A 12,538-nucleotide genomic window follows, 5' to 3' on the forward strand; every position below is an offset into this window, starting at 1 on the left:
TCACCCTCCGGGCGGCCGAGAATCCCAGCGCCCGCTGGTGGTGGGGCAGCCCGCCGGGATCGGCGTGGCGGTCGCCCTTCGGGACGGCCGAAGATCGCAACCTGGTGCTGGACGCTCCGATGACGACGGGTACTTCGTGGCGGTCACCTTCCGGGGTGATCGAGGATCGCAACAAGCGGTGGGCGACGCACGAGGTGCTCCCGGCGATGTGGCGGTCGCCCTTCGGAGCGACCGAGGGTCGCAACTGCCGTTACTTAGCGACCGCGTACGCGGCGGCCAGCGTGGTGCTCGCCCTTCTGGACGACCGAGGATCGCAACGGCCCGAGGGAGACGGACGGCATTGTTCTGGGCTTGACGTGGCGGTCGGCCCGGAGTGCGATCGGGATCGCGACGTTCGGCCACGGGGGTGTCGCCGCTCGACACCCGGCGGAGGTCGTCCTACAGGGCGATCGAGGATCGCAACATCGCGAACGACCCGGACAAGCGGGGCCGTGACCGGGTGGCGGTCGCCTTTCGGGGTGGCCGAGGATCGCAACGACGGCTTCGACCTCGACGACTGGACGGGTTTCCGCGTGCGGTCGTTCTCAGGGGCGACCGAGGATTGCAACGGCGGCATCGACTGAGTCCGCAACATCGAGCCCCCATGGCGGTCGCCCTCCGGGCGGCCGAGGATCGCAACTGCTGCTCGCGGCGGTGCCAGGCGAGGACCCCGAGGTGGCGGGTTGGCCCTTCGGCGGCCAAGGATCGCAACGGCATCTACCGGGCTGGCTTCACCACCGAGGCGTGGTGGCGGTCGCCCTCAGGGACGACCGAGGATCGCAACAAGACGCTGGGGCCGCTCCCGACGACATCCCGGACGTGGCGGTCGCCCTTCAAGGTGACCGAGGATCGCAACTAGTTGGAGACGTACAAGGTGGCCGTCGAGCTGGGGTGGCGGTCGCTCTTCCGGGCGGCCGAGGATCACAGCATCCTCCTGAACCTGCTCTTCAGCACCCAAGCTGCGTGGCGGTCGTCCTTCGGGGCGACCGAGGGTCGCAACTGGTCGGTGACCGCCCATTGTCCGTGACAGCACGGTGCGGCGGTCGCGCTCCGGCGTGGCCGAGGGGCACAGCTCCCGCCGGGTGGTGGGCCTGCCGCACGCCACACCGTGGCGGTCGTCCTCCGGGACGGTCGAGGATCGTAACTGAAACGCCGTGTAGGACACCTTCAGGACGCGGGCATAGCAGTTGCCCTCCCGGGCGGCCGTGGATCGCAACCGCTATGTCTATGAGGCTGGCGAGCCGACGGGGTAGGTGGCGGTCGCCCTCCCGGACGGCCGTGGATCGCAACCACCACTGCACCGGCACCACAATCCTGGACGACGATCGGTGGCGGTCGCTCCCCGCTGTGGCCGAGGATCGCAACCACTTCCGCAACGCCGAGCCTTACGGCGTGCCAAGTGGCGGTTGCCCTCCGAGACGACCGAGGATCACAACAACCCCTCACCGAGCGCTGCCCTGCTCCTGCGTGGCGGTCGCCCTCCTGGGCGGCTGAGGATCGCAATGACCGCTGGTCGTCGACGTCGCTGACCAACGGCCTGGTGGCGGTCGCTCTACCGGGCGGCCGAGCATCGCAACCCCGAGATCTACGCCTACAAGGGCCAGCTGCTCGCCGGTGGCGCCATGGCGGTCGCCCTCTGGGGCGGCTGAGGATCGCAACACCCGCTCCGCCGACGGCCGCATCCGCGACCTGCGCGGGTGGCGGTCGCCCTCCCGGGCAGCCGAGGATCGCAACGGCTACGTCACCGCCGTCGCGGCCGGCGCCGCGTCGTGGCGGTCGCCCTTCGGGGCGGCTGAGGATCGCAACGCGCACGCCTGGTCGTACAGCGCGCGGGCAGCACGGAGTGGCGGTTGTCCTCCCGGACAGCCGAGGATAGCAACGTGAAGGCTGGCGGCTGCGTCCTGGACCAGCTGGCGGTGGCGGTTGCTTTTCGGGGCGGCCGAGGATCGCAAGTCCGCCGCGACGTACAGCGTCACCTCCTGGCCGCGGGGTGGCGGTCGCTCTCCAGGGTGACCGAGGATCGCAACGTCCTGGACGAGGCGGCGGTGATCTGCCCGGGGCCGGTGGCGGTCGCTTTTCCGGGCGGCCGAGGATCGCAACGCGATGCCGCGCTGTCCGCGACCCAGCGCCGGAGGGTGGTGGCGGTTGCCCTCTTGGGCGGTCAGGATCGCAGTTCCGGTGCGGTGCCGAGCTGGACCCTGAGACGAGAGTGGCGATCGCTCCCTGGAGTAGCCGAGATCGAGTCGGGGGGACTCGCTGGGGACCACGCGTCGTTCACCACTATCACTGAGGTGCCTTTCGGCGAACGAACAGCGCGGGCTGTCTACCGGCTGACGTGTAGCGATGGTTATGGCCGGGCGGCTGGGGGCAAGGGGTTGCGGGCGGTGGCCATATCTAGAGGGATGTTTGGGTCTGGATCGTCGGGGGAGCTGACCTGGGGCGGACGGGCGTTTCGCTTGTGGAAGCAGGGTCACGTAAATCGCTTTGTTGAAAAATCCACTCCGGGAGTGCCGTGCGACTTCCTTCGCCGCTGGCGTATTTGCTACCGAGAGGAAGCCCCGACGTGTGGAATGCCTCGCGTCGGGGCCGCCTCTTAATTCCGTCGAACTACCAGTTTCTGCTGCCTAGTTGTTCAGATCGAACACTGCCGTGACCGGTGCGTGGTCGGACCACCGTTCGGCGTGGGTGGCTGCGCGTTCGACGTAGGCCTCGACGCACTTCTTAGCGAGGATTCCAGTAGCGATAATTAGGTCGATCCGCCAGCGCATGGCGCCAGGTTTACAAACGAAGGTCCCCAGGTCAGGGGACCTAAGTCACACCTGATGGCGGTCGGATAGATCGTAGGCTACCTAGATGAGCACCACCACGGCCGAGCGCACCTCTCTGGCCACCCGAACTGTCCGCGCTGTCGTCGGCGCCCGCGTCTCCGATACCCACGGGGACGAGGGGAAGACCTCCCACCACACCCAGCACGAGTCTGCCGAGCGCTTCGCCGCCGCTCGCTTCTGGGAGATCGTTGGCCAGTTCGAAGACCTCGACGTGTCCGCCCAGGTCTCCCCCTGGAAGCGGCCGGACCTCGGGCCCTGGCTCACTGAGCGTGAGGACGAGTGGGACGCGATCGTCTGGGCCAAGGTGGACCGTGCGTTCCGTTCGGCGAAGGACTGCTCTGACCTGGCCCACTGGGCAGAAGTGAACAAGAAGATCCTCGTCTTCACCGATGACGGGATCGTTCTGGACTTCACCAAGAGTTCCGACGACATGGCCACGATGATGGCCAAGGTCTTCCTGATGATGGCGGCGATCTTCGCCGAAATGGAGCTCAAGCGGATCAAGAACCGCGTCACCGGCGCTCACCGCCACCTCCGGAAGACCGACCGTTGGGCGGGCGGGCAGCCGCCGTACGGGTACCGGATCGTGGACCGGGTTGGCGGCGGCCGAACCCTTGAGATCGACCCGATCTCGTCTGCCGTCGTCCGGCTCATGGGGAAGCTCTACCTGGAAGGCAAGAGCCTCAACCACATTGCCGAGATCTTGACCGCAGCCGGGCACCTCACCCCGGCGCAGTACGTGATCAAGCAGCAGGGCGAGAACTCGCGCAGCAAGCGGAAGAAGCCGCCGCTGAGCATCTGGAATCAGACCAGCGTCGGGAAGATCCTCCGCTCGCCGGCAACCATGGGCTTCAAGCTCCTCGGGACCAACGCCCAGAACAGGCGGATCGCCCGCGACGAGAAGGGCATGCCGATCCGCATCGCGGATGCGATCTTCACCAATGCAGAGTGGGACGCTCTCCAGGAGGCCCTGAAGACGCGCACGGTCGTCAAGGAGCGTACAAACGGGACTGCGCCGTACCTCGGGGTGGTCCACTGCGACACCTGCGCGAACCGCCTCTACCGTCAGCTGAACGAGGCCAAGAACGGCAAGATCTACGAGTACTACCGGTGCGTGAAGACGGCTGGCAAGCCGAAGTGCGGCCCTGGCTACTCGTTCGCGGCCGACGAGTTGACCGCCGTGATCGACGCCGTGATGACCTTCGAGCTTGGCCGGGTGCCGCTGACTGTCCGCAGGTTCGTCCCTGGTGAGGATCACACCGAAGAGCTTGAGACCGTGGTCCAAGCCATGGCGGACGTTCGAGAGGAGAAGGACTTGCTGGCCTACGACTACCCCGGCGGCGATGAGGAGTACAAGGAGCGCATCACCGCCCTGGCGATGCGCCGTAAGGTGCTCGCAGCCATGCCTCACCGGCCTTCGGAGTGGGTTGAAGAGGACACTGACCGGACCTACGGGGATGTCTGGGCTGAGATGGACACCGAGCGCCGGCGGCTGCTGCTTATCTCTGCGGGGGTCAAGATCTTCGCCTCCCCGGAGGTCATGGGCTGGTACATACCGAAGGACCTTGCTGCCCGTGTCCAGAAGTACGGGCGACAGGTTCCCGACGCCATCGCGCTGGGGGCCGACGAAAGCGGAGTCGTCACCACGAAGCAGTGGGGCGGCTCCCTGGAGCGCGATGAGGTAGAGGCAGCCGCCTAAGTGCGCCGGTGCGCCGGGGGCTAACTAAGTAACTAAGTTTCTGGGCCGGGCGGACGCCTGGTAAGGTTCAACGTGTTGAAGGGCCGGGGCTCGTCCTGTCATGGATGCCCCGGTTCCTTCCCATCTACGTTTGGGGAGAGCTGTAGTGAATCTGAGGCCCGTGGGTGCTCCCGTTCTGGCCAGCGAGGTGTACGCCGGTCTGGCCGGCAGGATCGTCCGGCACGTGGAGCCGATGACCGAAGCTGACAACGCCGGCATGTTTGCGAGTCTCTTCGCAGGCTTCTCCGCCATGATCGGGAACGGCCCGAAGGTCCGGGTGGGCCGGCGCAGGCAGAGCTTGGCAATCTGGTCGCTGATGATGGGCCCGACCGGTGAGGGGCGGAAGGGCACGGCAACCGATGAGATGGAAGAGTTCCTTCGCGTTGCGGAGCCGAAGTTCTTCGAGGGGAAGAATGTCTCCACGTCGCTGAACACTGGCGAGGGCCTGATCTACTCGGTCCGAGATCACCGGATGAAGAAGAAGAAGGACCCGGAAACCGGCGAGTGGGAAGAAGAGCTGACCGGCGGCGTCGATGACAAGCGCATCCTGGTCATCGCCACCGAGTACGTGAACGTGATGTCGAAGTCCGGTGGTGGCATTCTCGGCGGCGTTCTGCGAGATGCCTGGGATGGCAAGAACCTGGTCATCAAGACCAAGGAATCTGAGACCGCCTCGGGCGCTCACATCGTCGTCCTCGGGCACATCACTCCCGAGGAGTGGGATGCCAAGGTCAAGCCCGCCGACATGTCCGGTGGCTCGTACAACCGATTCCTGACGTGGTTCACCCACAAGGAGAAGGATGTGCCGATCCCACCGAACATTCCCGGATGGGAAGAGACGACGGATGCATTGGCCGAAGAGCTGCGCGCGGCGGTGGAGTTCGCCAAGAAGGTCACGGAGGTCACACTGACGGCCCCCGCACAGAAGATGTACGTGGACAGGCTCTATGCCGAACTCTCCTACCGGGGCGAGACTGATCCGGTACTCAAGGAGTTCGTCCAGCGGCACGTTCCTTACCTCATGCGCCTGGCCGCCGTGTACGCCCTGATGGACCAGCGCGACAAGATCGGTGTGAAGGACCTGAAGGCCGCGAAGGCGGTCCTCGACTACTGCCTCGCTACCGTCGTCTTCCTGCGGAAGAATCGCGCCGTCCCCGTCAACCGCCAGTGGGAGAACGCGAAGGAGAACGTCCGGCTCCACCTGGAAGAGGCCGGCGAGGCGGGGATGAAGCGGATGGAGCTGATGAAGCTTACGCACTACAACTTCAGCGGCGACCGCTTCGATGAGCTGATGGCCAGTGTGGGCGCGGTCGAGACGAAGCAGGCCCGAGGCGGAAGGCCGACCAGGATGTACAGCCTGCCGGCCGCGCGGACCGAGAGCTGACCGGCGGTGACCGACGAAGAGATTGCCCAGAAGATCGCCGAAGTGGAATGGGCCATGGCGGAGCGAAAGTTCGCCGAGCTGAAGGGCAAGCCGGAGCTGGCTGGGGAAGTCCTCGGATGGTGGGCGAGCGGTGAGCAGGCCGCCCGGTGGATGGCCTCCGAGACGATGCCTGCCGATGCCGTGCCGGTGCTCCACAAGATCGCAGTCAGGCAGGCGCAGGTGAAGGAACTCCTCGACGCGATGGACAGCTAGCGTCGGAAACGCAGAAAGGCCCCCACTAGCCGGAAGGCTGGTGGGGGTTCTTTCATGTCCGGATCACTCGGTGTACCGGATGCTGGCGCTACCGTCGTCCAGGTCCAGGCCGGTCACGATCGGGCGCGTACCGGTGTCCGTGACCGCTAGGGCAGTGCGCTCCGCCTCGGCCTCCGCGAGGGCCTGCTGAGCCAGCGCGGCGGCCTCGAACGGGCTCATCTGGTGGAGCGCGACCCGGGTCTTCTCGTCCTCGATCCGCTGTGCCTTCACGCCGCCCAGGACCAGGGTGGAGACGACGGCCAGGATCGCTTCCTGCGGCAGACCCGGGACGTACACCGCGAGCAGCGCCAGGAGCGCGCCGACGAAGCTCACGATCGAGGCGGGGTTGTTCTTCAGGCACTTCACTTGCTGCCTCCGCTGAGCTGGGAAACGAGCTGGGCGGCGGCCCGCTCGTACTTGGCCGGGGCCTCCGGGCTGCCGGAGAGCTGGACCACCTGAGACACCTGGAAGAGCGGGGCCTTCGTCAGGAAATCGGGTCCGTACTTCGCCGGGGCCAGCTCCTTCATCGTGGTAAAGAACTTCCGGGCCGCGTAGTGCGGATCGGTCACCTGGGCGACCGTGCCCCAGCCCATCGAAGGCCGCTGCTGGAAGAGGCCAAGGCTGTCCTTGTCTCCGTACCGCAGGTTCTTCAGGCCGCTCTCCTGGATCGCTGTGGCGATGCCGATCACGGCCGCTCGGTCACCGAGGCCGGCGCCGAAGACCGCGTGAGCTTCCTGCCGGATGATCGCGGCGTTCTCCCGCATCTCCGCCGTGAACTCGAAGCCCACCTGATTGTGGGTCAGGGGGAGTGGGAGGAGGGAATCCGCGGTGGCTCCGCCGTGCGGGGTGGGCTGCTTGGCGGGCGGTGCGGGCGGGGCCGGGGTTGCCGGCCGCTGCTCAGTCGGGGGATTCGGCTGGGCCGGGGGAGCCGTCGCGCCGCCTCGGCCGGGCAGGAAGACGCGCTGGCCCGGGTAGATCAGGTTCGGATTCGGGAAGCGGTCGGCGTTGGCCGCCAGGAGCGCGGGCAGCTCGACGCCGTGAGCGTGAGCGATGCCCCAGAGGGTGTCACCCTTCTTCACGGTGTAGGTGCCGCTCTCAGCCTTCCTGGGGGCCGGCTTCGGTGCGGACGGCTGCGACTGCGGTGCCTGACGGGTTCCCGAGGGGATGATGACCGTCTGGCCGGGCACGATGTTGTCTGGGTCGCGGAACCGTCCGGCGTTGGCCTTCAGTAGGGCCGCCAGGCTCACGCGGTGGGCCTGGGCGATGGCACTGAGGGTGTCGCCCCGCTTGACCGCGTAAGACCCGACAGAGGGCCGCTCGGCGGGCTTCTCGACCGGCTTGGGGGTCGGCTTCTCGGTTGGCTTCTCTGTGGGCTGCGGAGTCGGCTGCGCGGGCTTCTGGGGGACGTTGATCACCTGGCCCTCGGCGATCTGGTCCGGGTTGCGGATCTCAGGGTTGGCGGCGAGCAGATCGGACAGGGGTACGCCCAGTGCGGCGGCGATGCCGAGCAGGGTCATGCCGGCGGCCACCTTGAACTTCGTGCTGGGACCGATTGGCGGTGCGGTCTGACCTCCGCCGGCCTCTGCGTACGGGGGGTGTCCGAAGCCGTGAATGCGGGTGGTGGAAGCCCAGTTGGTATACCGCTTGCGGTAGACGCCGTCACCGTTGGCTGACTGCCCGGAGCTGGTGTTCCCGCCGATGACCTCGATGTCCCGGCCGCCGTTGGACACGCCGATCACCAGCTCGACATGCGAGCCGCCGTCAGTGCCGAAGAGCGCCTGGTCGCCGGGACGGGGAGTGCGGTCGAACCGGCCACGGCTCTTGAACCACTGCGTCGCCACGCTGCAAGCGGCGGTCCAGGGGTAGTCAACGTTCGGCCGCATGCCGGCGTCCTTGAAGACGATGGACTGGAACGACTGGCACCACGGGTATCCGTAGCCATTCGCCGGGTAGCCGGGGATCTGGCCGAAGCGCCGATTGAACACGGTGTCGTTGTTCGGGCCCTCGTGGTAGTCAACGTGCTTGAGGGCTTGGGTGATTACGTCATTCGGAGTCGGCATTGAGGCCCCCTCGGTTGATGGTGAACAGCAGGATTTCGCGGCGAAGCATCTGGTTCTCCGCTCGGAGCGCCCGAAGCTCGTCCTTGATCTCTTGAAGCTGGGACTTCAGTCGGTCGGACTGCTCCTTGAATGCGTCTCGCTCCTCGGCGAGAACACGAACAGTCTCGGTCTGCGTGCGCGCCTTGTAGCTGACGTAGCAGGCTGCGAAGAGGCCACTGAGCCCGAAGGCCGCGGTGGCCATCTCGGCGAAGCTCGTGAAGACGGTCACGAATCAACTCGCCGAACTAGTCGGGGTGATGACCTGTACCGAGGCGGAGAGAGGACGGTACGGGGCGGAGCGAGTGAGAAGCGCCGTCACCTCGGACTCGATGAGTCGATGGATGTGCTCACGGACCACATCGACGCTCTTGTCCGGGTTCCAGTACTCGGCGGTGGAGTATCCGAGGTACTTCGCAACCGCCTTCACGTCGTCTTCGGTCAGGACGACGGAAACGTCAAACGACTGTCCTTGCATAGGTTTTCCTTAGATGTACTGGAACGCTCCCGCATCGGTGGCGGCGTCCCATTCCTCCGGGGCGAGGGCGACGGCCCAGCGCAGGGACATGCGCTGATTGGCTGCATCGCCCGTAGTGTTGCCCCACATGCGGATCTCGATCGGTGTTGCAGAGTTGGCAAGGTTGGTCTGCCAGCCCACGGGGCGGCCGTGAATCCAGGCCAGGCGAAGGCGCTTCGCGCCCAGAGCCTCATTGGTGAAGTGCGAGGTGGAGCGTCCCGTCACGGGGTCGTAGACCTGGAACCCGGCCATCCATCCCGCCCCGAGCTTGCCAATGTCGAACTCGGCGACGATGGCGCGGCTGGAGACACCCCACATGTTGATGAAGCCCTGGGCGGTCGGGCTCGGCATCTGGCCGGCGGCCTGGGGGACGTTGGCAACAACAAGCTGCTGCTGACGGGCTGCGCGCTGCGGCGTACGTTCCAGGGTGGAGATGCGGCGCTTCAGCGCCGCCAGCTCACCAGCCAGGCTGGGGGTCGTCAGTTCCGACATAGGTGAATACCTCCGCTGGACAGAGTTCGAGGGTTACGTCTTCGGCTCCCTCTCCGGCCTTGGCCTGGATCTGCATGACCTTGTACTTGCCCGACAGTCCGGGCCAGTTGGGAGTCTTCACGCGGACCTCGACCAGTTCGCCGACATGGACGTCGGACACCGAGGGGTACAGGCCGGGGATCAGCCGGACCGAGGGAATGGTGATCGGGGTCTGACCCTGGGAAATGAGCTTGCGCGCATACCCGTTGATGGTGTCGATCTCGGTTACGTTCGAGTGAGACTCGATCTGGTAGAGGCGGGGGATGCGCCGGTTGGGGTCCTCTTCCAGGTCGCGGTTGTACCACCAGTTCACGAGCTGATCGTGACCCTCGCCCGCACCTGTGACGGTGGCGGCGGTGGTCATCGCCGTGCCGTCCACGGAGACGCCGGTGACATCGCAGTTGCCTCGATGCTCCAGCACGATGCCGGATTCCTGTCCGAGGACGGGTACGAGGAAGTTGAAGTCATTGCGGACCTTCGAGCCTTCCCATCGGTGGTCGATCCGGAAGTCAAAGCCTCCGGGGATGCTTGGAGTTGGAGAGAAGGGGTTCGAGCGGATCGCGGCGAGTTGTTCGACGGCCTCACCGACCGATCGCCACTCATAGCGCCAGTAGGTTCGATCCCGCAGAACGCCGGATCGGGCATTCGTGTCGAAGGTGAGCGCGCCAACTCCGTTGCCGTACGGGGCTCCGAGGTCCCACCAGCGTTGGTCTGGCTGCTGGCCGTCGAGCTTGGCGCCCTGGCCGTCAGCGAAGCGCATCAGCAGTTCGCGGGCGATTACCAGCTCATCGCGCTTCGTGGCGAGGTACTGCCAGTTGATGACCCGACGCCGGTAGTAGGACCACAAGCCCTCACAGGAGAGCTTGAGTTCTTCCTTCTCCATGTCCACGCGGTACGTGATCAGGGGCCCGCCCCAGAGGATCTGTCGTCCGCGTTGTACGAAGATCAGCGTTCGCCAGGGCGAGAGGGCGTTGAAGTTGAGTCCGGCCAGGGGAGTGCCGGCCAGCGGAAGCGTGAACTCGGCCGCGCCTGGTGCATTGAGAATGGACGTGAACGTGAGGTCAGAGACGGGGAGTTCCGCCCAGATGTCTCCGGTGCGGAACTCCGCCATCAGTACCCGGTACTGGCCACTCACGTGAGGCTGCCCGGAGCGATGACGGCCTCGGCATAGGAAGTCCAGGCCGCCGTGAACTTCGCATTGTAAGCCGCAGTGTTATCCGACTGGATGCCGCTGTAGACGGCCAGCGGCGTGCCGGCGGGCACGCGGATGGACGCGCAGCCGCGAGCGTCGCGGCCGTCGTTCGCCCGGGTGTACTGCGGCCGTCCGGCCCTTCGTCGCTCACCATGTCCCCAGACGACAGGGGCATACCAGCCTTCACCGAAGTTGCCGGTATACGAAACCTCGAAGGTCACGGTGACCAGTCGCGGGTATGCGGCGGCGGGGGCTGTGAAGGTGTGCCACGCCTCCATTCCCCACGCGCCTTCCGGGGCCTGATAGGAAGCGTCCGTGCGGAATGCCCGGGGAAACGCCTCGGCGACATCCCCGGAAGCCTCCTTGCGGTACCACAGGCCCGAATCGGTGTGGTAGACGAGCTGTCCGGGGAACAGGCTGCCGGCCAGTGCCACGGGGGCCTGTCCGGGGACTGTCTTGGCCGGGTACATGCAGGTGGTATCCGACTGCCCGTAGAGGCCGCGGGCGTCCTGGACGGAGGCCGCACCGAGGGTCGAAGCGGTGCCGGCTTTCACGGTGACGTGGCCCAGGACGATGCAGGACTCGGGGATGCGCTTCTGGACATCGGCCAGCTTCTCACTGACGTTGCCCTTGATGACCTTGACGCCCCACAGGGCCACCCACGATGCCGGGTCGTAGTCGGCGGCCGGGGCCTCGGGGGCGAGCGTGACCGTGGTGGAGTCGTCGGCGTTGGGGTGCACCTGGGCAACGATGATGTCGATCCGGTCGCCGCTGGTGCTGGAGCCCGTCAGGTTGAACGAGATGTCGTTGAGCAGCCGGACCCTCGCCATCGACTTCGGGTTCTCGCGGTGCTCGACCCACACAGGCACCCAGGCGTCGCCCGCGTACACCCTGATCCGGGCGTTCGCATCGGCAACGGCCTCGACCTTCAGCGCCTTCGGATTGTCCTCCCAGATGACGCCCTTCTGCCGGCCGCGAAGGTCGGCGAACGCCCGCCGGAAATCCGAGGCGTCGTACTCGCCCTGTGTCACCAGCGCGGGCGGGCGGAAATTCACACTTGCCAAGAAGTCGTCCTAGATCCAGGCCGAGCGCCACAGCACATCGGCAGTCATATCGGTTTGCACGCCGGACCCGGACAGCTCTATTCGGTTGACCCCGGGAATCAGCGGAAACCATTCCGAGGTGTAGTCGAGAGCGCCGTACCTCGAAGCCCCGTTGTAAAGGACGGTACGGCGGCGGCTGTCCAGCTCCAGGATTTCGCCGACCCCGAGATAGAGGTTCAGGATCAAGCGCTGCTGAGTCAGCGTGTTGTGCAACACGGGATTGCCCATCGGCCCCACCATCCGGAAGAGCGGCCACGTGTCCGAGGTGCCCTCATTGATCAGGACCATCCGATCGGCATAGCTCGCATCCTTCGTCCGCAGGTTGAACGGGAAGCGCATCGGGAAAGCCCGGACTCCGGGCCTGTCCCGAGGAGGGGTGACCAGGGCCGCTGTCTGGTCATCGGCGTAGATGAACGGGTCGGCACAGTAGAACTCGACCATCAGCTTCGCCAGCCCCTTGTGAAAGAGGTTGTCCGCCTTGATCGAGCGCTTCCGCACCTTCCCGTAAAGCCTCACGGTCCGGCCGCCGGCCACTCCGGGGAAGGAGAAACGCAGCGGCTTCTGAAGCCCAGGCTTGAGGGCCTGCATCAGAGCGTCGAGCGTCTTCCCATCGTCCAGGACATTGGCGGTCACCGTGACGGTTCTCGCCCCGTAGTAGTCCTCTCCGGGAATCATCCCGTCCCGCTGCATGAGCCCGGTATCGGACACCCGCATATCCGGGGCGTCGTGGAGGCCGTCCACTTCTTCGAGGTAGATAGGGGAGGGCCCTCCGAGGAGGGCCCCATTAAACTCCATCGTGAATGGCTCAAGAGCCGCCAC

General features: G+C 66.0%; 12 protein-coding genes and 1 pseudogene. 4 read left to right on the plus strand and 9 right to left on the minus strand.

Going from position 1 to position 12,538, the window contains the following annotated elements; translation table 11 throughout:
• Window positions 1-898 precede the first annotated feature (898 nt).
• Window positions 899-1,066, plus strand: a complete 168-nt coding sequence (locus AC07AL_RS13715) for a hypothetical protein (RefSeq protein WP_478317479.1) — start codon at window positions 899-901, stop codon at window positions 1,064-1,066.
• Between the two features lie 1,597 nt (window positions 1,067-2,663).
• Here AC07AL_RS13715 and AC07AL_RS13720 read toward each other — a convergent pair.
• Window positions 2,664-2,801, minus strand: a pseudogene (locus AC07AL_RS13720) (exodeoxyribonuclease III); the annotation flags it as partial.
• Between the two features lie 91 nt (window positions 2,802-2,892).
• On the opposite strand from AC07AL_RS13720, the gene AC07AL_RS13725 reads away from it, so the two are divergent.
• From AC07AL_RS13725 to AC07AL_RS13735, 3 genes are all read left to right on the plus strand, one after another.
• Entirely contained in the window at window positions 2,893-4,566 is a 1,674-nt protein-coding gene (locus tag AC07AL_RS13725; RefSeq protein ID WP_478317480.1) for a recombinase family protein, read from the plus strand.
• Between the two features lie 160 nt (window positions 4,567-4,726).
• Window positions 4,727-5,989, plus strand: a complete 1,263-nt coding sequence (locus AC07AL_RS13730) for a YfjI family protein (RefSeq protein ID WP_478317481.1) — start codon at window positions 4,727-4,729, stop codon at window positions 5,987-5,989.
• A 6-nt stretch (window positions 5,990-5,995) separates the two neighbouring features.
• A complete protein-coding gene (locus AC07AL_RS13735) occupies window positions 5,996-6,241 on the plus strand; it encodes a hypothetical protein (RefSeq protein ID WP_478317482.1) in 246 nt (81 codons plus the stop codon).
• 63 nt (window positions 6,242-6,304) lie between these two features.
• Here AC07AL_RS13735 and AC07AL_RS13740 read toward each other — a convergent pair whose 3' ends face one another.
• Genes AC07AL_RS13740 through AC07AL_RS13775 form a run of 8 tightly spaced genes read right to left on the minus strand, consistent with a single transcriptional unit; the run spans window position 6,305 to window position 12,538 of the window.
• Window positions 6,305-6,646: a hypothetical protein gene (locus tag AC07AL_RS13740; protein WP_478317483.1), complete on the minus strand. Its 342-nt coding sequence runs from the start codon at window positions 6,644-6,646 to the stop codon at window positions 6,305-6,307.
• Window positions 6,643-8,340 (minus strand): LysM peptidoglycan-binding domain-containing protein, encoded by a 1,698-nt coding sequence (locus AC07AL_RS13745; protein WP_478317484.1) that lies wholly within the window; start codon window positions 8,338-8,340, stop codon window positions 6,643-6,645. The genes AC07AL_RS13740 and AC07AL_RS13745 overlap by 4 nt, the downstream gene beginning before the upstream one ends.
• Window positions 8,324-8,608 (minus strand): hypothetical protein, encoded by a 285-nt coding sequence (locus AC07AL_RS13750; RefSeq protein ID WP_478317485.1) that lies wholly within the window; start codon window positions 8,606-8,608, stop codon window positions 8,324-8,326. The genes AC07AL_RS13745 and AC07AL_RS13750 overlap by 17 nt, the downstream gene beginning before the upstream one ends.
• 3 nt (window positions 8,609-8,611) lie before the next feature.
• Window positions 8,612-8,854, minus strand: coding sequence for a hypothetical protein (locus AC07AL_RS13755; protein ID WP_478317486.1), 243 nt, complete (start codon window positions 8,852-8,854; stop codon window positions 8,612-8,614).
• Between the two features lie 9 nt (window positions 8,855-8,863).
• A complete protein-coding gene (locus tag AC07AL_RS13760) occupies window positions 8,864-9,385 on the minus strand; it encodes a hypothetical protein (protein ID WP_478317487.1) in 522 nt (173 codons plus the stop codon).
• Window positions 9,351-10,535, minus strand: a complete 1,185-nt coding sequence (locus tag AC07AL_RS13765; RefSeq protein ID WP_478317488.1) for a hypothetical protein — start codon at window positions 10,533-10,535, stop codon at window positions 9,351-9,353. The genes AC07AL_RS13760 and AC07AL_RS13765 overlap by 35 nt, the downstream gene beginning before the upstream one ends.
• Before the next feature lie 20 nt (window positions 10,536-10,555).
• The gene (locus AC07AL_RS13770; RefSeq protein WP_478317489.1) at window positions 10,556-11,680 is read right to left on the minus strand and encodes a hypothetical protein; all 1,125 of its coding nucleotides are present in this window, start codon (window positions 11,678-11,680) and stop codon (window positions 10,556-10,558) included.
• A gap of 9 nt (window positions 11,681-11,689) precedes the next feature.
• A complete protein-coding gene (locus tag AC07AL_RS13775) occupies window positions 11,690-12,538 on the minus strand; it encodes a phage distal tail protein (protein ID WP_478317490.1) in 849 nt (282 codons plus the stop codon).

This window comes from Kitasatospora sp. NPDC043949 (assembly GCF_056435365.1).